This window comes from Vibrio sp. 1751 (genome assembly GCF_033339895.1).
GTDB classification, from domain to species: Bacteria; Pseudomonadota; Gammaproteobacteria; order Enterobacterales; family Vibrionaceae; genus Vibrio; species Vibrio alginolyticus.
Window position 1 is genome coordinate 1 of record NZ_JAWOVM010000053.1, and the last position, 19,814, is coordinate 19,814.

Annotated in this window: 21 protein-coding genes; 7 read left to right on the top strand and 14 right to left on the bottom strand. The window is 44.3% G+C overall.

Annotation, left to right across the window (positions count from 1 at the left end; translation table 11 throughout):
• Window positions 1–170: 170 nt before the first annotated feature.
• A complete protein-coding gene (gene tsaA / locus R7041_RS15730) occupies window positions 171–866 on the bottom strand; it encodes a tRNA (N6-threonylcarbamoyladenosine(37)-N6)-methyltransferase TrmO (RefSeq protein ID WP_005380294.1) in 696 nt (231 codons plus the stop codon).
• A 123-nt stretch (window positions 867–989) separates the two neighbouring features.
• On the opposite strand from tsaA, the gene R7041_RS15735 reads away from it, so the two are divergent.
• The 3 genes from R7041_RS15735 to R7041_RS15745 all read left to right on the top strand — a co-directional run bounded on the left by R7041_RS15735 (window position 990) and on the right by R7041_RS15745 (window position 3,195).
• Window positions 990–1,250, top strand: a complete 261-nt coding sequence (locus tag R7041_RS15735; RefSeq protein ID WP_005380295.1) for a type B 50S ribosomal protein L31 — start codon at window positions 990–992, stop codon at window positions 1,248–1,250.
• Between the two features lie 3 nt (window positions 1,251–1,253).
• Entirely contained in the window at window positions 1,254–1,379 is a 126-nt protein-coding gene (gene ykgO / locus R7041_RS15740; protein ID WP_005380299.1) for a type B 50S ribosomal protein L36, read from the top strand.
• Between the two features lie 229 nt (window positions 1,380–1,608).
• Complete coding sequence (locus tag R7041_RS15745; protein ID WP_005380301.1) at window positions 1,609–3,195, top strand: AbgT family transporter; 1,587 nt, start codon at window positions 1,609–1,611, stop codon at window positions 3,193–3,195.
• Window positions 3,196–3,301: 106 nt separating this feature from the next.
• Here R7041_RS15745 and R7041_RS15750 read toward each other — a convergent pair whose 3' ends face one another.
• From R7041_RS15750 to R7041_RS15785, 8 genes are all read right to left on the bottom strand, one after another.
• Window positions 3,302–4,375, bottom strand: a complete 1,074-nt coding sequence (locus R7041_RS15750; protein WP_064368722.1) for a hypothetical protein — start codon at window positions 4,373–4,375, stop codon at window positions 3,302–3,304.
• Entirely contained in the window at window positions 4,372–5,484 is a 1,113-nt protein-coding gene (locus tag R7041_RS15755; protein ID WP_064368721.1) for an ATP-grasp domain-containing protein, read from the bottom strand. Before R7041_RS15755 ends, R7041_RS15750 begins: the two co-directional genes overlap by 4 nt.
• Complete coding sequence (locus R7041_RS15760; protein ID WP_373921009.1) at window positions 5,472–6,740, bottom strand: F390 synthetase-related protein; 1,269 nt, start codon at window positions 6,738–6,740, stop codon at window positions 5,472–5,474. Before R7041_RS15760 ends, R7041_RS15755 begins: the two co-directional genes overlap by 13 nt.
• Window positions 6,728–7,591, bottom strand: a complete 864-nt coding sequence (locus tag R7041_RS15765) for an MBL fold metallo-hydrolase (RefSeq protein ID WP_064368720.1) — start codon at window positions 7,589–7,591, stop codon at window positions 6,728–6,730. The genes R7041_RS15760 and R7041_RS15765 overlap by 13 nt, the downstream gene beginning before the upstream one ends.
• Window positions 7,560–8,546 (bottom strand): NAD-dependent epimerase/dehydratase family protein, encoded by a 987-nt coding sequence (locus R7041_RS15770; RefSeq protein WP_053349821.1) that lies wholly within the window; start codon window positions 8,544–8,546, stop codon window positions 7,560–7,562. The genes R7041_RS15765 and R7041_RS15770 overlap by 32 nt, the downstream gene beginning before the upstream one ends.
• Window positions 8,543–9,532 carry a ketoacyl-ACP synthase III gene (locus R7041_RS15775; protein WP_172797315.1) on the bottom strand — a complete coding sequence of 330 codons (990 nt, stop codon included), beginning with the start codon at window positions 9,530–9,532 and terminating at the stop codon, window positions 8,543–8,545. The genes R7041_RS15770 and R7041_RS15775 overlap by 4 nt, the downstream gene beginning before the upstream one ends.
• A 194-nt stretch (window positions 9,533–9,726) precedes the next feature.
• Window positions 9,727–10,176, bottom strand: a complete 450-nt coding sequence (locus R7041_RS15780; RefSeq protein ID WP_005380310.1) for a YaiI/YqxD family protein — start codon at window positions 10,174–10,176, stop codon at window positions 9,727–9,729.
• Entirely contained in the window at window positions 10,173–10,466 is a 294-nt protein-coding gene (locus tag R7041_RS15785) for a hypothetical protein (RefSeq protein ID WP_033905520.1), read from the bottom strand. The genes R7041_RS15780 and R7041_RS15785 overlap by 4 nt, the downstream gene beginning before the upstream one ends.
• Window positions 10,467–11,398: 932 nt before the next feature.
• Here R7041_RS15785 and R7041_RS15790 point away from each other — a divergent pair.
• Complete coding sequence (locus R7041_RS15790; protein WP_005385338.1) at window positions 11,399–11,884, top strand: GNAT family N-acetyltransferase; 486 nt, start codon at window positions 11,399–11,401, stop codon at window positions 11,882–11,884.
• Here R7041_RS15790 and R7041_RS15795 read toward each other — a convergent pair.
• Together R7041_RS15795 and R7041_RS15800 are read right to left on the bottom strand one after the other, a co-directional pair.
• Entirely contained in the window at window positions 11,844–12,143 is a 300-nt protein-coding gene (locus R7041_RS15795) for a DUF3301 domain-containing protein (RefSeq protein WP_005380315.1), read from the bottom strand. The genes R7041_RS15790 and R7041_RS15795 overlap by 41 nt on opposite strands.
• A 13-nt stretch (window positions 12,144–12,156) precedes the next feature.
• Complete coding sequence (locus tag R7041_RS15800) at window positions 12,157–13,194, bottom strand: DUF3549 family protein (RefSeq protein ID WP_206949377.1); 1,038 nt, start codon at window positions 13,192–13,194, stop codon at window positions 12,157–12,159.
• 76 nt (window positions 13,195–13,270) lie between these two features.
• Here R7041_RS15800 and R7041_RS15805 point away from each other — a divergent pair, with 76 nt between their 5' ends.
• Together R7041_RS15805 and truC are read left to right on the top strand one after the other, a co-directional pair.
• Window positions 13,271–13,585, top strand: a complete 315-nt coding sequence (locus R7041_RS15805) for a YqcC family protein (protein ID WP_005391784.1) — start codon at window positions 13,271–13,273, stop codon at window positions 13,583–13,585.
• A gap of 4 nt (window positions 13,586–13,589) precedes the next feature.
• Window positions 13,590–14,360 carry a tRNA pseudouridine(65) synthase TruC gene (truC, locus tag R7041_RS15810; RefSeq protein WP_206949376.1) on the top strand — a complete coding sequence of 257 codons (771 nt, stop codon included), beginning with the start codon at window positions 13,590–13,592 and terminating at the stop codon, window positions 14,358–14,360.
• Between the two features lie 90 nt (window positions 14,361–14,450).
• Here truC and R7041_RS15815 read toward each other — a convergent pair whose 3' ends face one another.
• From R7041_RS15815 to map, 3 genes are all read right to left on the bottom strand, one after another.
• Window positions 14,451–14,834, bottom strand: coding sequence for a DUF3461 family protein (locus tag R7041_RS15815; protein ID WP_005380322.1), 384 nt, complete (start codon window positions 14,832–14,834; stop codon window positions 14,451–14,453).
• A gap of 142 nt (window positions 14,835–14,976) precedes the next feature.
• Window positions 14,977–17,601, bottom strand: a complete 2,625-nt coding sequence (gene glnD / locus R7041_RS15820) for a bifunctional uridylyltransferase/uridylyl-removing protein GlnD (protein WP_064368718.1) — start codon at window positions 17,599–17,601, stop codon at window positions 14,977–14,979.
• A gap of 108 nt (window positions 17,602–17,709) precedes the next feature.
• On the bottom strand, window positions 17,710–18,588 hold the full coding sequence (gene map, locus R7041_RS15825) for a type I methionyl aminopeptidase (RefSeq protein WP_005380326.1): 879 nt from the start codon (window positions 18,586–18,588) through the stop codon (window positions 17,710–17,712).
• Between the two features lie 384 nt (window positions 18,589–18,972).
• Here map and rpsB point away from each other — a divergent pair, with 384 nt between their 5' ends.
• Window positions 18,973–19,701 (top strand): 30S ribosomal protein S2, encoded by a 729-nt coding sequence (gene rpsB / locus R7041_RS15830; RefSeq protein WP_005380327.1) that lies wholly within the window; start codon window positions 18,973–18,975, stop codon window positions 19,699–19,701.
• Window positions 19,702–19,814 lie beyond the last annotated feature (113 nt).

Consider the following 19,814-nt stretch of genomic DNA (forward strand, 5'->3'; position numbering starts at 1 on the left):
ACTTCTGCGTCGTTTGGAGTCTCCTTCAGAGTAGAAAGAAGATAATTACTGGTACGCATTAAATTTATCCGTTTATTTAAGTTAGATACTCAAGCTTGAATAAGCAGGAGTATGGGAGTTCCCGAAAGGGAAATTTGTTAGCCGTCTATAATATCAGCCAATTGCGTTTGTCAAAAGCTTTCAATAGCGGTAACCGTTATTAAGTTGCTTGTTGCTGTGAACTTTACGTTCAAGTCGAACAAATTTACCGCATATTCTTTGTCGTCCGGCTTGTTTTTCTTATATGCAGGGCGAGGATCTTGTGCCAGAACTTGTTCAATGACTGATCTTACATAGTCAGTATCGGATCGATTTTCTATCGTTGCTAATGCTTGAGCAGAAAAGGTGACTTGTGACTTTTCTGGCTCTTGGTCTGCGTATCCGCCTTGTGCTTCCGAAATAGAATCCGAATAGGGGATATAAGGCTTAATATCCACAATCGGTGTCCCATCCACGAGATCTACACTGCCTAAATCAAGATAGATTTGATCGCCTTGCTTAGTGACTCCTTTCACTTCAACGGCTGACATTCCGATTCCGTTTGGACGGAAAGTCGAGCGCGAGGCAAAGACACCAATTCGTTCATTGCCGCCTAATCGTGGCGGACGTACAGTTGGTTTCCAACCAGCTTCCAGGTTCTGATCAAATAGAAACAACAACCAAACGTGAGAGAACTGTTCTAGCCCACGCACTGCTTCAGGGCTATTTGCTGCACCTAACAGTTTTACGCGTGCTTTAGCCTCTGGTACTAAGCGTGGTTGGCGCGGAACTGCAAACTTTTCTTTGTACGGTGTCTCAATGACGCCGATGGGTTCGATGGAATACATGGTGGACACCTTTAAGAATTCATTGAGATAAAAAGTATCACAAATTTCTCTTGCTTTTCTTGTTGATAATGATTATTAATTAAAATGTTATAACATAACAATTTAATTGAAAGGAAAAGTATTATGAAACCAGGAATCCACCCTGAATATCGTCCTGTGGTGTTCCACGACACCAGTGTAGATAAGTACTTTGTCGTTGGTTCTACGTTGAAAACGGAGAGAACCATCGAATGGAAAGATGGCAAAACTTACCCTTACTTTACGTTAGATGTGTCGTCAGCTTCTCACCCGTACTACACCGGTAAACAGCGCGTTGTACAAACCGAAGGTCGCATTGCGAACTTCAACCGTCGTTTTGGTCAATTTAAGAGCGAAAAGGAATAAATCATGAAGGTAGTAAAATCATTAAAAAGTGCAAAAAGTCGTCATCCGGATTGTCAGATTGTAAAACGGAGAGGGCGTCTTTATGTCATTTGTAAAACGAACCCGAGATTCAAAGCTGTGCAAAAGTAATCAGCCTGCATATATCTAACTTATGGTTTTGTTTAATTGATAATGTTGAGTTAATTATCTTACATGGATGAAATATCTACATTTTTATTCAATGTTGGTTATAAATGCCTCTGTTCGTCACAGTTTGTAACATTTAGGGCTTTTATTTGACCTTCTACTCAAGTACCCTTCGCACGCTTTTTGACATTTTTGTCACATTTGCATAGGAATAAAAACAAGGAGGGAACAGATGAGTTCATCTGATTCAATTAAACAAAACTCGCCTAAGAAGCCGCTGTTTACGCGCTTTTTGGATACTGTCGAATATTTGGGGAACTTATTACCCCACCCGATCACACTATTTGCCATTTTCTGTTTAGCCATTCTGGTGATGTCGGGTATTGCAGGATACTTCGAAGTTTCCGTAGTTGATCCTCGTCCTGAGGGTGCAAAAGGTCGTGCCGCGGATGGCATGATTCATGTCGTTAGCTTGCTTAACGCTGATGGCCTTGAACTAATCGTTACCAATCTAGTGAAAAACTTTGTCGGCTTTGCACCTTTGGGTACGGTATTGGTTGCGATGTTGGGTGTTGCTATTGCTGAATACTCAGGCTTGCTATCTGCAGCAATGCGTGGCTTAGTCATGGGTGCATCACAACGCATGGTAACAGTGACGGTCGTTTTCGCGGGTATCATTTCAAATACGGCATCAGAGCTTGGCTATGTGGTACTTATTCCACTGGCTGCAATGCTGTTCCATTCTTTAGGTCGTCACCCACTTGCCGGTCTTGCTGCGGCGTTCGCTGGTGTATCTGGTGGTTACTCAGCAAACCTACTTATTGGTACGGTTGACCCGCTGTTGTCAGGCATTACTGAAACGGCGGCGCAAATGATTGACCCAACTTACACTGTTGGTCCAGAAGTTAACTGGTACTTCATGTTTGTGTCGACATTCTTCATTGCAATCACAGGTGCGTTTGTTACTGAAAAAATTGTTGAGCCAAAGCTTGGCAAATACAGTGAAGAAGAAGCCTCAGAAGATTTGTCGAACGACAAAATGGGTGGCTTAACAGACATTGAGAAGAAAGGCCTAAAACTAGCAGGTGTTGCTGTACTGGTTGTTTCAGCGCTGCTTGCTTGGACGGTTGTTCCAGAAGACGGCATTCTACGTTCTGATGCAGGTACAATTGCAGGTTCACCATTCCTGAAAAGTATCGTGGCATTCATCTTTGTGTTCTTTGCTATTCCAGGCTTTGTGTTTGGTAAAGTTGTTGGCACGATGAAGACGGATCGCGATGTAATTGATGCAATGGCGAAATCTATGTCTTCTATGGGCATGTACATTGTATTAGTTTTCTTTGCGGCTCAGTTCGTTGCTTTCTTTAAATGGACTAACTTCGGTCAGGTATTCGCGGTTGCTGGCGCTAGCTTCCTGCAAGAAATTGGCTTAACTGGCCCAATGTTGTTCTTTGCCTTCATCCTGATGTGTGGCTTTATCAACCTAATGATTGGTTCGGCATCGGCACAGTGGGCAGTAACGGCTCCGATTTTTGTTCCTATGTTGATGCTTGTTGGTTATGCACCGGAAACGATTCAGGCTGCTTACCGAATTGGTGACTCGACGACAAACATCATTACTCCAATGATGAGCTACTTTGGTTTGATTCTTGCCGTAGCGACTCGTTACATGAAGAACTTAGGTATCGGTACGCTGATCGCGACCATGCTACCTTACTCAATCTGCTTCATTGTAGGTTGGAGTGTGCTGTTCTACCTATGGGTATTCGTATTTGGTTTACCAGTAGGCCCTGGCGCAGCAACATACTACACACCGTAGAAAACGGTTACCTCACACAGCTCCATTATAAAAAGCCTGCGAACGTCGCAGGCTTTTTTATCGATTGAGACTGTGTACGCAGGCTTACCTGATTATAGATGTCGGTTTATAGCTGAAAACGTATCAACAAAGGGCGATAAAAGTGCTGAGTGAGCCAGCACAAGCTTTTCCAAATTATGCGTTTGTACCAGGGTAAGTGCGCAATATACACATAGCTAAATTCAATTTCTGGCTGGGCTTTTCTGTTGCGTTTAAAAGCCGGAGCACCTGAGCTCATATTAAAGCGACGCTGGTATATCATGGCATGGCGGATGGTATAGGCCGATATTCGACGATACAATGCGAGGCGTTGTGGCTTATTGGTATCGTAGCCAAAAATTGGGCAAGTCATATCATTATCAATTTCTACAATGCCTAACGTAGCCAGCATCTCTTCTTGATAAAACAGTCCCACTAAATGTACTAATTTGTTCTGGCTCGCCTGTTTTAAATATTGGCTTGAAAACTGGATGTTATTGATGCTGTATTTATTAAGGTAAAGCATGTCATATAACTCTTTGGCGCGCTGAAATTCTTCATCAGTGGTCAGTGGCCTAAACTGCCAATCTTTATCATTAAGCAGTTTGAAGTCTTTCGTTAAATCTCGGTTGAAGCTGAACGCTTGCCAATCATCAAGTAAATACACTTGTCGTGTTACCAAGCTTTGCCATTTTGGCTGCTTCAATCGCTGAATTAAGTGTAAATGCTGACGCTGGTTGAGGGAGCGAAGCACCAAGGGAAAGGTGGGGTATTGATCGAGTGCGACGCGACGCAGTTCATCGAGATTTAAGGCTGCCCATTGTTCGCTATACATATTGGTGGACAAGCACTGATTGTTGAGCGTTTGGACTTGATCCAATCCAGCCAATGATAAGATTGGTTTAGTCATATTAATAAGTAACTTACATACCCATCGAACAGCCACATTTTTGACTTTGTGAAGCTCTTCTTCGGCGTAGCCACTAAGCAGTGTCATAGGGGAGACTGCATAACAGTTGTTTGGTATTTTTGGTGTTACGGAGTAAGGAATGGCAACATCATCGATATAGTAGCAACCAAAGCTTGCTGTGCATTCATCAATAGGATTTGACTGCATAAGAGTGATAAAGGTTTGATGCCATTCTTGAGAGGAAAGTGTCATGAGTTCAATGCCTCTCCATTCCACTCAATATCAACGGTAGAAGCGTCGCTCCACTTCGTCTTGTTCTGCCTAGCTAACCGGAGTAATTCAAACATACTCCGGATTTGGCTCCCGACCGGTAAGTTATGCTGTTGCATCACATTCACTCCAGACCACCAATCTTGCCAAGTTCGAGCCTTGAACAGGGATAACCCGCCTGCAGCGATGAGTGTTATTGGACCTAAATGATGCAATCGCTGCTTGGAAGGACTGGTAAACTCCATATTAGGAAGCAGTTGGTTGCATCGAGACGAGAGTAGGTGCAAACCACTGGTGGCTCTTGGGTTACATTCAATCACGTAGAGTTCATCTTGTGATTTGATGAAGTCAAACGACACTTGCCCATGATAAGTATGACGTTTACCAAAAGCGGCGATAAATCTATCTAGTCGTTTGCATGAGATCGGCTGAAAAGCACTGGCGGCCGAGCTGTTTACACAGTATTTCGGTACATAAGCTTGGTGTGCTTTAAGTTCACCATGTTCAAAAATTGCATAGTTACACACCGGAGTCCCTTGGATTTTTTGTTGCTGAACCCAAGGGAAAAGGGGCGATATCGTGGCGGCAGAAATAGACTGAGTCGTCACATCTCTTATGACTTGCCCGCCAAACCGAGAGTAAACTGGCTTTAGAACGGTTCTCTTATTAATTTCAACCTCACTTTTATCAGCGACCAAACGAGTTTTGGGAAGTGTAATTTCTGGCAAATCTTGAAGCTGTTCAAAGACGGTCAACTTGTTGTGCAGGGCATTGAGTAGTCCTACATTGGGCAGAAAAAAATCTACTTCTGGGCATTGTTTGGCAACATGAGCCAAGTAATACACTTCTTCACAAGTGGGTATCACCATATCAATACGCATCTGAGTAATGATTTTTAGGATCTGCTGTTGATAGGTGGGAAACGCAAATCGAGGCGAAGCGGTGGGGATATAAGACTCGATACCTCGCAAAAACGATCCTAGAGTTTTTTTTAGCGAATCGGTGAGAATTACGTCATGTCCATGATGCATACACATGGTTGCCCACTCTAGTGCAACTGGTGCTCGGGCTCCGGTGATTAAGACCCGCATATGTTCACCACACGTCGTTGTTTATTCATTGGCGTCCAAATAGGCGCAGGGCGGTAACTAAATCTGACAGGATCAAGCCGCAATTGGTCAAACAACTTTATCAAGGCTTGATGTATAACCCGATGGTGGTGAACATCCGCTTCAATTTGAATGGCTTGTGACCCTGTTTGGGTGATTCGGTAATCCACGCGACTTTGGGCGGATAGTGTTATAGCGCGGTAGATGAGATCTGGTAACACCGTCACTGGGACGTGGTTTGCGTTTAGCGTGAGGCGATCACCACATCGTCCGGCAATCGCGCCAAGAGGTTCAAATACGCCATTATCCTGTTTATTCTCAATAATATCGTCGAGCTGATAACGAATAATGGGCTGAGTTTTACGACGAAAATCGGTGATAATTGGGCTGTAATGAGTACGTTCGGTATTCAGCCAATGTTTTTCGATGTAAACAACATCTTGATTCCAGCGCATTTGTCCATGCTGATCAGTACATGCAAGAAAACCTTCGGTACATTGATAGACTTCATGGAGTTCGCTGTCGAACCGTTGAGAGATAAAGTGACGGTCACTCTCAGTTAGGACTTCTGCACCAGAAATGATCCGCTGTGGTTGAATTGCGGGTTGACCAAATTGACCGCTGAACTGGGCGCAGAGCTGAAGAGCTTGCGCACTACCAACCAAAAGCGTGGGTTGGAACTCATCCAACTCTTTTATCCATTCTTGGTAAGGTTTAGTTAAATCCGCATAAAAGAATGTGACAGGGCCTTTCGCGACGGATTTATACAGTGGGCTGTTGGCGCGCAAGGCTAGCGCAATTCGGTGCTTTTGCCATAGGTTGGGCAACAGGCGAGCCAATATATTGCCAGCCCACAGTTGCGTTTCCTGTTTGTCAGCAAGAAACAACCCGCGCATGCCTGATGTGCCCGAAGAAAGCCCAACAGTAACATCGCCAACTTTTGAAGCGGCGAAGTTGCGTGACTGTTCTGCTTCGAGTGCTTGTTGCATTAGCTGTTCAGCATCTAAGCCTTTCGTATTCAACTCCGAGAGGTTCTCCATCATGGTTTGCTTATTCATGATAGGGAAATCACTAAGTACTGCACCTTGAAGTGAGCGGTAATACGGTGAATTACAGCATACCCAATCTAGGTGTTGCGTTAAATGTCGTTGCTGCCAAGCTTCGACTTGTTCCCTTGAACCGAAAGGGCGGTAGCGGGTTCGCCAGAATTCTGAGATAAGCGTTATCACTTCATCCACCCTTCTTTGATTAGCTGCTGGATAGTTTCCTGACAATGTGAAGGCACGAAGCGAACAAAGTGGTGGGTTTGTTGGTAGCAACTTCTCAACTCGGAGAGGGTGTTTTTATAGGCCTTTGTGTCATCGCAAAGCATGTTAGCCAGCCAATGCTGATCGATATTTTCACTCAAGCTCTCAATTAACCAACATGCATCGGCGAGTAAGAACATCCAATCTCGTTCTCTCTTAACTAATAGGCCCACTTGACCCGCAGCATGGCCTGGCAAGCTAACCATATAAATGAATCCGTCGTCGAACATGTCTTTACAGAGCAAATTAACACCTTGGCACTGAGGAAGAATTTGGCTGATTGGTACAGAAAAGTCACTATGAATGAATAATTTAGATTCAAGTTGTGGAGGAAGTAGAGCTTTTAGGTATCCTTTTCTTACGCCTCCAATTCGACCACTTTTAGTAATTGCATCCACCCCTTTTTGTTGGCAATGCAATTGAGAGTGGGAAAACTCAGACACGGCAGCAATGTGATCAGCATGGAAGTGGGAGAGTACTAAGTGTTCAATATCATGAGGTTTGAGACTTTCTTTTGCTAACTGCGCAACAATTCCGTGTTCTTTTTTATAGCGACAAGGTGTTGTCCAAGCATAAAAACGTTCAGGGAAGGGGCGAGTCGCGCTAAAAAAATGCTCGTGATATCCCGTGTCAAACAGGATGTTGCCTTGTGTTGGGTGCTGAATTAACGCAACGGCTGCCGGAAATGCTCTAGGCTTGATACCAGAACCTGGTTTGACAACAAAGCCTGGGTGTACGCAGTGTCCAGCCTCAAAGATTTTTATTTTTAGACCAGTTTGCATACTGCTGTATTCCTTCTTGAATTGAAAAAAGCGGTTGGTAATTCAGTGTTTGTTTCGCCTTGCTGATATCCAGAGTTTGATGATAGTTAAATAATCCTGCGCTGTATGAGGTGAGCCTTGGTTCTGGCTGATGTGGTAAGTGCCTTCGTATTTGCTCACTGAGCTTTAATAATGGTGATACCACACCGTATGGTAATGATTGTAACGTTACTTTTAGGTTTAACCCCTCACATAAAGCTTGCAGAACAGTCTCAATTGGCATTGGTTCGTTGTTGGAAATGTTGAACACATCACCATGCTGAAGTTGGCCTGCCTGAGTGCAAGCGAGCATCGCTGCATGGGCAACGTTGTCGACATAGGTCAGATCAACCACAGGATTTCTACCCGATGGCAGAAGCAGAGTGTTGTTTTTTATCGCCTTAAGCACTCTTGGGATAATCGCGCGATCATTGGGTCCAAAAATGCCACGCGGTCTTAAAATGATCGCTTTGCTTTGGCCTTTTACGGCTTCAATTTCCGATAGGTATTTTGTGTGTGCGTAATCATTACACCAGTATGAAGCTATGGCGTCGGTTTCTCGAATATTCCAACGGTCTTGATGGTCAAAGTAGACGCTGGTGGAGGAAATATGGATAAAACGCGAGATTTGATAGGTATTAGCCGCATTGACGAGGTTTTTGGTGGCATCTACATTGGCTTGATAAAACGCCTGCCACTTTCCCCATGGGCTTGAGAGAGCGGCACAATGGATGATTGCATCCATACCTTGGCATACCGCATGAACTGCTGAGTGGTCTCTTAAATCGACTATATGTGGGATAACATCGAATTGCTCGGCGAGTTGTTTAGCTATGACTGTATTTCGTGCTGTAAAGTGCAGTTCATGCTGCTGGTGAAACATTCTCAGAATTGCGCTACCCAACATCCCGCTGCCACCAGTGACCAATATCTTCATAGTTTTAGCACTCCCATCCCTAGTGACAACCCTGCGGCGGTGCCAGCTAATAACACATGTTTTCCTGCGGCTTCTGGCTGATTACGCAGCCAGTGTAAGTTAATTGGGAGTGAGGCGGCGACTTGGTTTCCCAAAGTCGAAAAGTGATTAACGGTTTTCTCTGTTGGTAGCCCGGTGAGTGAAGGCAGTTTTTTTAATCCATGCGCGCTGGCTTGATGAGGAAGAAAATAATCAATATCGCCGAGTGTTACCGGAGAGGCGTCAAAGCCTTTTTTTAGAAACGCTGGTAAGGCTTTACGCACATGTTTAAAGAGTGCTTTGCCCTCCATTTCAAACTGGCAACTTTTTAAATAGGCTTGATGCTCGGAGGTATGCGGATTGATATGACTACCTCCGCCCTTAATTTGACAAAATGAATACCCGGTATGATGCGTTTCAAAGTGACTGGTGAGCAATCCATCATCGTCGTGTTCTTCGAGCAAAAATGCGGCGGCACCGTCCGCGAATAAGGTTGCAACTTCTGGTTTGAGCGTAAAATTTCGATTCAGTGTGATGCCAGTGGCGAGTTCGCTGGTGACAATAAGAATCCGACGGTACCGTTTTGCTAAGAATAGACTCTGAGCAAGGTCAAGCGCAGAGAGAAAGGATAAACAGGTGCTGTTCAAATCAAAGCTTTCTAGCCATGTTGGAGCGTCTAACGCGGCGAGAACCGCTGAGGCGTCGTAGGGTAGAGACTGGTGGTGTGTGCCGCTAGCGTAGATAAGGAGATCAACGGAGCTTAAGGTATGTGTGTTTCCTAAACACTGCTCTATTGCCTGCACCGCCATGTAAATAGCGGTCTCTTTTGTATTGGCTACATGACGATATTCAACGTCGAATTTATTTCGGCAGGTCCCTGGCGCTAATTTTAGGAAGTGATCCATCTCTCGATCAGACCATTGATTCGTTGGCAGGTAGCTTCCACTGGAAACGATGTTAAAGCCCATTATTCTCTATACACTTATTAAAAACGTCGTTCAAAATAAACCACGTTGCATATTGAAGCTATGGTGAGCGAGATGAAAAATAAACAGAACAAAACAAATGGGAGTAAGAGCACGCTTTGGGTGCAATGCTGAGAATGAATTTTCAGGAATGAGCCAGGCTTTTATTTGCTGGCTCAATATGAATAGAGTGAGGGTTACTTCTTAAATTTCGCCAAAATACGATCCAAATGGTTTGCAAATTCGCGTCGATCGGTTTGAGAAAGCGCGGCGGGCCCACCTGTCTGAATTCCGCTTGAACGCATGGTTTCCATAAAGTCGCGGATATTTAGGCGAGCTTTGATGGTGTCTTTTGTATAGAGCTCGCCACGAGAACTGAGGGCTTGAGCGCCTTTAGAGATAACCTCATCTGCAAGCGGAATATCTGACGTGATCACCAAATCGTTGGCTTCTACACGCTTGACGATTTCGTTGTCTGCGATGTCAAATCCCGCAGGGACTTGCAGCGAGTGGATGTTGTCTCTTTTCGGCACAGGGACAACGTGGTTAGCGACAAACGTACATTCAATCCCCGTACGCTCGGCGGCACGCACAATGGTTTCGCGAATAACTTTTGGACACGCGTCTGCATCTACCCATAACTTCATGATGATTTCTCACTGAGTTTCGCTTCTAACTCTTCAATACGAATGGCTAGCATTTTTACGGTGTGTTCTAGGGCTTCAAGACGATCATTATCGGTGTGGTGCTGTGCTGCGATTTCAACCTTGGGTACGCGTTGAGCACTCTTCCAACTTTTTATTGCGGTGATTAACGCTGGCATTGGAACTGGCGTTTTCAATCGTGCTTTCACTAACGCTACGGTTGGCTCTTTTCCTTGTTGTTGCAACTGTTCCATTGCCGCTTCTAATTCTTTAGTAACGTCTTGAGTTAACATTTTTAATCCTTAACAACGATATATCTATCATCATACGTTGAGTGCGCTGATTTGGCGAATGGCATTTTGGAGAGTGTAGTGTGAGAGATCTCTTACATAGGTTGTGAGAGAAAACGATTTCGTAAGCGGAAAAAGAGAAGCTGAAGAGCTTAAGTTTCTGATAAATAATGATTTAACAACTTGTTAACCAATGTGAGAGCCAAATATTTATCTTGGATAGATTGTCTATTTTTGGAAAAGGCGTAAATTGAGAGTTGTCAGCAGGAAGCAGACATGGAACAGGAAAGCACCAAGGATTTGGTTATCGTCAGGAAGACGATTTGGTTGGTCAGGATGATTAATCAAGCATGGAGCGTAGGACATTGTAAGGATACGATCATCAATAGGATGTTGATGACTAAGGATAGACAATGGACCCCTCTAGGATTGAGGTTATGGACAGCATCAGGAAGATGCAAGGGACACCGCTCAAGGAACAAGTGACGTGTGCTAACGAGGAATGTTAGCAGTCAGGATGATAAGGACACCGCTAGGACGGCGACGTAAGGAATAAGCTGACGGAATCAGCCACTATTATGGATGATGCATGGAGCACTTTTAGTAGCCGGACTGCTGCGAGTAAGACCATGACCCCGATACTTATGTGTCGGGGTCTTTCTTATATAAAAACGATATCCAGTATTCTCATTGAATTAAGCATCTCGATGTTACTTGGGGATATCAATATCACAAAATATATAAATTCCTAATAACACTTAATAAAAAACAACTCAGATCAATATCCTTTCCAACCAGTTGGTTTAACTTTCGGCTTCTCTACAAGGTGTTATGCCCGCAATCATTGAGCATGTTCAGCTCATCGAGTTTGTGATCTGCGGATAGATTAAGTTTGTTGTAATCAAGGAACAGATGTGGCCATAGTAACCAGAAGAATGCTTCTTCTACCCTACAATGAGTCGTTGCAACTAGAATTCGTCATGCTGAATTGCTGTGCGAAAAACCGTGCTGAATTGAATGGTCCGTATACAGTTGCGTCTGCCAAACAGATGTTTGAGAAAATACTGGATGATGAGAACATTTATAGTATGGCAGTGCTAGAGAGCACCAGTCGTGACTATATGGGGCACGTGTTCATTGCTAATCTCGATTCCGAACCTGAATTAGGGTTTATTTTTGATAAATCATATTGGGGTAAAGGGTTGGCAACAGAAGCACTAAAAGCATTTTTCCCCAAAGCGTGCCGTGAGTTGGGCTTGAATAAGGTGAAAGCTAACGTGAATAGCAATCATCAAGCTTCTATGGCAGTACTGAAAAAGCTGGGATTTGTTAAAACAAAAGAAAGTAAGGATATATATGGTCCTTACTTTGAAATGGAATTTACAAGCGATGCGGTGGTAGGTGAAAGTTCTGCGGCCTGAAACCGACCATGGTTAACTCTCCTTGGTAGCAATCGTCACCAAGAGATGAAAACTCAAATTGATACACCGTATGCCAACGCCAGACTCCGTCTGGCGTTTTTAGTTTATGGGCACCAAAGGCGATGCTGATTAATTGGAGATCCAATTGCTCACATTTACGCGTGATGGCCGCTTTTGCGAGTTCGGCTTGGCGACGCTGTTGCCAAAACAGGTAACAGAAAAAGCAGAGCCCTAAAATTGCTAAAAGATCACCAATCATTCCTGAACCTTTCTTAGCTTTTTGTTGTTTGTTGTAAGCTTACTAGCGCATTTGCTAGTTCCTCTGATGGGTTTGAATGCAGTAAAGGCAATAGCACCATTCTTAACTCAGGTAGCATCACTAAATCGGCAAATAACTGATTAAATAGAGCTTGATTACCAGTTTGAGCTAAACGCAGCAAAAACTGTTCTGCTACCTTTTCATTGGCTAGTAAGTGCCAAGCTCGGCCAGCCACGCCAATCAGTATTTCCTGATGGCTTAAACGAGGGCTTTGTAAAATCGCTTCTAACACTGGAGAGGCAACTTCTGTTGGTGCGCCAGCCAAAGCTCGGATAAGCGCTGAAAGTAGGAAGAGATCAGGCTCGCTACTTGCGATTTCTTGTTGTGCTTTTTCGGCGATACGCTCAGCTAAACGTTCTTGTAACTCTACATGCTCAAGCGCACCCATCAGAGCATAAAGTGGTTCATTCGGTAGGTGGTTCAACGCTTTGCGTATCATTACCCCGTTTTGCTCTTTGTCTAAACGAGCGGCCATGTCGGTGATCCCTTGCAGACCTACGGTTTGCCAATTATCCCAGCCTAAACCACCTGAAAAGTAATGCTGAGTGTGCTCATAATATTGGCTGGTAGGAAGATCGAGGTTCGCGCGGACCTGGCTATGAAACACGGCCATTTTGTCTTCGGAAGGTTTGAACGTATATGGGTTATTAGACAGCTTTTGCTGTTGCTCTTCAGAGATCTCATCATTGAGGCGTGTTCCCATGGCTTCCACTACGTATTTAATGAAATTGCCGATATCTGATTGCTTTAACAAACCGCGCTCGTCCAATTCAAACTTTAGAAACCAAATCCAAGGTTGCTTTTGTTCATTCCAATAAGCGATGGCAAGGTGTGCTTTACGCTGCATTGGGAATGGGTACGGTGCTTGACCTTTTTCTACATCGGCAAACTCTTTCTTAGCGATGGTTTTGATACGACGACCAAGATCGAAGATTTGATAATCACAGCGGCTGTTGTTCAACAGTTGAGTGAGGATTTGAATGTTTTCCATTAAATACGACGTCCTAACGTTCTTTTCACAAGAAATGGTATCATTCTCGGCTAATTCAAGGTTCGAGATAGAATTAATGGTAACAAATACTCAATTGGTCGACTTACTTCACCAACTTGAAACGCAGCTTAAAGAACATAAGTTGTGGCAACACACTAGGCCTTCAGAGCAAGCCTTACAAAGCGTGGAGCCATTTGCGATTGATACATTGCATCCTCATGAGTGGTTGCAGTGGATCTTTATAGACAGAATGCACGTGCTAGTGGAAAACAACCAACCATTGCCAAGAGGGTTTTCTCTCGAGCCCTATTTTTCAGAAGCGTGGAAGCAGGAACCGCAGTTCGCAGAGCTGCTTGTTACAATCCGAACCATTGACGAACTGTGTAAGTAAACGAATGCTAGAACAAGAAATAGCGCGATCTTCAGAACCAGTTGAGCTGGAGATCGTTTATCAGGATGAATATTTTGTAGCGGTCAACAAGCCTGCCGGCATGTTAGTGCATCGCAGTTGGTTAGATAAACACGAAACTCAATTTGTCATGCAAACTTTGCGCGACCAAATTGGTCAGCATGTGTTCCCATTGCATCGTCTGGATCGTCCAACATCTGGTGTGCTTGTGTTTGCGTTGTCGAGTGAAGTCGCATCACAAGTCATGCCGATGTTTGCTGAACATAAAATGGAAAAGACATACCACGCAATAGTACGCGGTTGGATTGAGGAAGAGGGCGTCTTGGATTACGCGCTCAAAGTCGAGTTGGACAAGATTGCTGATAAGTTCGCTTCACAAGAAAAAGAAGCGCAAGAAGCGGTGACGGAATATAAGCCGTTGGCTAAAGTGGAAGTTCCCTATTCGACGGGTAAATTTCCTACAACGCGTTATTGCTTAGTTGAGATGAAACCTAAAACGGGGCGTAAGCACCAACTTCGTCGTCATATGGCACATCTACGCCATCCGATCATGGGTGATACAACGCACGGGGATGGAAAGCACAACAAGCTGTATCGCACAGAGTTTGAATCTCATCGTCTGCTACTGCATGCTTCAGAGTTACGGTTCGTCCATCCATTTACCGATCAAGAGATTGTCATGACGGCCAATCTTGATGAAACTTGGCAGCAATTGTTCACTCGATTTGAGTGGGATGAATCGATGATTAACCGATAATCGGTGCAGTTAGATCTAGATAATGATTGGGTACAAATAAAAAGGGTTAGCATCAATGCTAACCCTTTTTTAAAATTTAAGACTTAACGTTTACTTTAGTTTTTCAAGATCCGCTTCGATCTCTGCGATCTTACTCGAAACGACTTTTTCTAAATGACGAAGGTCTGAAAGAATTTTCTCTTTTACATCAACCTCAGGTTGTTTCGTTGGCTTAGTGATTTTATTCAGTTCATCAATGACTAATGTGAGGTTACGGTTGATTTCCGTTACTTCTTTATATTTGTGACTGCCACTATCAACAAGAACATTTTTGATTTGGCGTGGGTATTTGAATTTAACGCTTTTAGCGAATAGTTCGCCTTTTTGCTTGTGGAAATAGATCTTGAGTACGTCTTTGTGTGCTTCTTGGCGTAGGGAATAACGTTCAATCTGCTTAGGGTCGTGAATACCCAAACCAGTGAGGTGGGGATACATAGGCTACCTCTATTACATCGAATTGATATTGATATAACTGTAGCAGCCTATGTATGAGCTAGATAGCTGATATTTAGCCAAAATGCTTAACTTGTGGGCAAGATCGCTCTCGCCCTGAACCGAAAAGATTGGAAGGTTTGATCTAAGCTGCGACCTCATCAGATAACTTTTCGATCAATCTCTCTCTTAGCTCATCTTGCTGTTCTTCACTTAATCTTCCCCCTGCATCACTGGTTAAAATAAACAAGTCTTCTGCTCGCTCACCAATGGTGGTGATTTTGGCACCGTGAAGGTTGATGTTTAAATCAGCAAACGTACGGCCTACTTTGGCCAACAGCCCTGGTGTGTCTAGCGCGACAAACTCCATTAAAGTGTGTTTTTTACCTTTGGTTGGTAAGAAGTCGACTTTGGTTTTCACATTAAAGTGCTGAAGTTTGTTCGGAGTACGGCGCGTTTTAATCTTGGTTGGTCGGCCCGCCTCCAGTACATGGGTGAGGTGTTTAATCACCGCCGCGTGACGAGATTCATCGATCGCTTCGCCATGTTGATCGAGTACCATAAAGGTATCAATCACGTGCCCATCTTTGCTGGTCATGATTTGCGCGTCGTGTACATTAAAATTACGCCTATCTAACTCCGCCACGACCGTCGCAAATAAAGCAGGCTGGTCTTTCGTATATACAAACACCTCAGTGCCGCCACGAGTGGCTTTTTTACTGATCAACACCAAAGGCTTAGTCGGATCTTCCATGCGAAGTAAGTGTTCGCAGTGCCACGCGATTTGCGTATGAGTATGACGAAGGAAGTAGTCAGCTTTGAAGCGTTGCCACAATACTTCAATTTCGCGTGCGGCAAACCCCTCTTTGCGCAGCATTGCGGAGGCCATTTGTTGATTGTGGCGAATTCTCTCACGCACATCGACAGGGTTCTCTAGGCCTCTACGTAAAGCACGTTGTGTGGAGTAATACAGCTCCGCAAGTAAAGTTCGTTTCCAAGCATTCCAAAGTTCTGGGTTGGTTGCACAAATATCTGCAACTGTCAGGCATACAAGATAATCGAGAGATTCTTCGTCTCTGACTTTTTTGGCAAACTCGGTAATGACATCGGGATCATAAATGTCTCGGCGCTGTGCGGTGACAGACATTAATAGATGATGTCTTACCAACCAAGCGACAAGTTTGGCCTCGGGCTTCGATAAGCCATGCTCAATGCAGAAGTCGTACGCTTCTCCTTCACCGATAATCGAGTGATCGCCGCCACGACCTTTCCCGATGTCATGGAAAATAGCGGCAATAATCAGCAGTTCTTTCTTTTGCATCCGAGGGTAGACGTCACAGCAAATAGGGTGCTTCGCATGATTTTCTGGGTCACTAAAAGTGTTGATGTGTTTAAGTAAGCGAATACTGTGCTCATCAACCGTGTAGGCGTGGAATAAGTCAAACTGCATTTGACCAACAATCTGACTCCATTGCGGTAAATAGGCCGCCATAACCCCTAATCGGTGCATGAGGCTGAATGCTTTGTGCAGAGCATTAGGGTGGCGACATAACGCCATGAACTTTTCACGTGCAGCAGGAATGGTGTGCAAAAACTTGTTGAGCCGACGGCGAGCGGTGCGCAGTTGACGCAGCGTTGGTGGGCTCACCCCTTCAATAGTTGAGTCGTTAGCAATATGTAAGAACATATCCAGAATAGTTTCTGGGCGAGCTTGGAACAATGCGGGTTTCCGCGCTTCAATTAAAGAACCGCGACGTTGAAAGTCTGTATCGAGAATCTCGGCACTTTCTGTCGCCCCACCATTAATGATTGCTTGGTCAAAGAGTTTGAGTAGCATTTTATTGAGCTCTGCCACACGACGAAGCGTGCGGTAGAACTCTTTCATCATCATTTCTACGCCTCGATTGCCTTCTCCGACGTAGCCTAGATTTTCCGCAACTTGTGCTTGATGGGCAAAGGTCAAGCGGTTGTCATAGCGGCGAAGCTCCATGTGCAGAGCGAAACGTACTCGCCAAAGGAAGTCCTGACATTCAACCAATTCTCGGTATTCTGCGTCAGTTAAAAATCCGTATCGGCTCATTTCTAACAATGAAGTCGCACCAAAGTGACGTCGAGCGACCCAGCTTAATGTATGAATATCGCGCAGCCCGCCAGGGGTTGATTTAATGTCCGGTTCTAAGTTGTAGGTCGTGTCGTGGTAACGTGCATGGCGTTCGCGCTGCTCTTGAATTTTAGCGCGGTAAAACGTCTCACTTGGCCAGAAGGAGTCTGATAACACGACTTTCTTCAGTGCCTGAAAGGTGTCCTCGCTTCCACACAGCAGTCGCGCTTCTTGCAGGTTTGTCGCGACCGTTAGATCGGCTTTACCAATTTCAGCACATTCAGTAACGGTGCGAACAGCGTGTCCGACCTCGAGTTTTAAATCCCACAACAGCGTAATGAATTCGCTGATTTTTGCTTCTAACGCGGTTGGCAGTTTATTGTTCGACAGAATCAAAATATCGATATCGGAGAGCGGATGCAGCTCGCCTCGTCCGTAGCCACCAACGGCAACCAGGGAAATGTTGTAAATATCGTTGAAACCAAAATGTTGCCACAAACGATTGAGAAGCAGATCCATATATTCAGCTCTGGCTAAAACCAAGCTTGTTACCGGATGATGATTGAGAAACTCTTGGTTTTGATTAGAGCTAAACTTCTCTAATTCTCGTTTGAGTTCACCGATATTGATTTGTTCATCGGAAAAGGTAAGAGGGGACTGAAGTGTCATATTTGCCATCCGTGCAAGCTAATCTAATAACAATCTAACAAATTTGCGGCAGATAAAAAATATCCCCGCCGAAGCAGGGATATAGTAAACAACGAGTGGTCGTCAGCTTTACGCGTTTTTCATTAGGCGAGGAATCGTATCGTCGCTACGAAGCGTTAGTACTTCACAACCTTCTTTTGTTACTACAATGGTATGTTCCCATTGCGCAGAGTTCTTGCCGTCGCCCGTGTAAACAGTCCAGTCATCTTGTGCATCAACAGAGCAACCAAATTTACCAGCGTTAATCATCGGCTCAATAGTAAAGCACATGCCTTCTTTTAATACGCGGCGGTCTTTGTTCTTGTAATGAACCACTTGTGGTTCTTCATGGAACTCATCGCCGATACCGTGACCACAGAAGTCTTTTACAATAGAAAACTTGTTGCGAGGATTGTTCTTGTTGTTCTCTTTGATGTACTTCTCGATAGCTGTACCGATGTCACCAACTGTTGAACCTGGCTTAACGGTACGCATACCAACATACAGTGCTTCTTGAGCTACCATGCACAGACGTTTGTTTGCAGGCGAAACATCACCGACTAGGAACATCTTAGAAGTGTCACCATGGTAACCCTGAGGACGCACGCTCAGATCGGCATTCTCATCATTTGGAACGATTACGGTAATATCAACGTTTAAGATGTCACCATCTTTTAGTACCGCCGGCTTCATTTGGCCGTTGCTACCGATTTCGTCTTTTTCCGCTGGAATACCGTGGCATACGATATGGTTGATTGAAGTACAGATCGACTTAGGGAAACCATGGTAATCAAGCGGAGCAGAGTATGCACCTTTTTCTAGAGCGTACTCATGACAGATTTTGTTTAACTCTTCTGTCGTCACACCAACTTTGATGTGTGGTTCGATCATTTCTAGAATCTCTGCGGCTAGCTTGCCCGCAATGCGCATGCGTTCTATTTCTTCAGCAGTTTTAATCTTGATTGACATTGGCTTTCTCTACTTATTCCTAAGCACGTAAACGTGCGAATGGCCGCATTCTATCAGACATCGGGGCGTTAACCCAAGTTAGATAGGAATATGCATCATTCTTAATTCGATCATATGTTTAAAGTTTTGCTTATAAATAGGAGAAAGTGGCTCGGTGAAGAAATAATTTTTACTAGCCACAGTGAGCTAAAATATGGTATAAAGCGCGCCGGAATAGAGGACTGTTCTCTTCGTTTAGCAAAGTTAAGCGGCGAAGCAAGCTTCATCCGAATAACCTTTTATCTTTAAATCACACACATTCCGTCACATATTCCGGGGTGCTGAGCAGAAGCTTGGTCGGAGTTATGGGGAATGTGGAGGCCTAACCCCATAGAGGATTTTAAAATGGCAACTGTATCAATGCGCGATATGCTAAAAGCTGGTGTTCACTTCGGTCACCAGACTCGTTACTGGAACCCAAAAATGAAGCCATTCATCTTTGGCGCTCGTAACAAAGTTCATATCATCAACCTAGAAAAAACTGTACCAATGTTCAACGACGCTCTAGCTGAACTAGCTAAAGTTGGCGAGAAGAAAGGTAAGGTTCTATTCGTAGGTACTAAGCGCGCTGCATCTGAAGCTGTTAAAGAAGCTGCAATCGCAAGCAACCAGTTTTACGTAAACAACCGCTGGTTAGGCGGTATGCTTACAAACTACAAAACAGTTCGTCAGTCTATCAAGCGTCTAAAAGAACTAGAGACTCAATCTCAAGACGGTACTTTTGACAAACTAACTAAGAAAGAAGCTCTAATGCGTACTCGCGAAATGGAGAAGCTAGAGAAATCTCTTGGTGGTATCAAAGACATGGGCGGCCTACCAGACGCTCTATTCGTAATCGACGCTGATCACGAACACATTGCAATTAAAGAAGCTAACAACCTAGGTATTCCAGTATACGCTGTGGTAGATACTAACTCTAACCCAGACGGCGTTGACTACGTAATCCCAGGTAACGACGACGCGATCCGCGCTGTACAGCTATACCTGAACGCTGCTGCTTCAGCAGTATCTGAAGGTCGTAACAAAGACGTAGCTGCAGTTGCTGAAAAAGACGGTTTCGTAGAAGCTGAATAATAGCGGCTCTGTGTCACACTTGGTCTATGTGAAACCTTTGTGTAGCATAAACTAAGTTATAGTTAGCAATGGGGGCCGACAATGTTAGGCCCCTGTTTTTTACCTTATTTCGA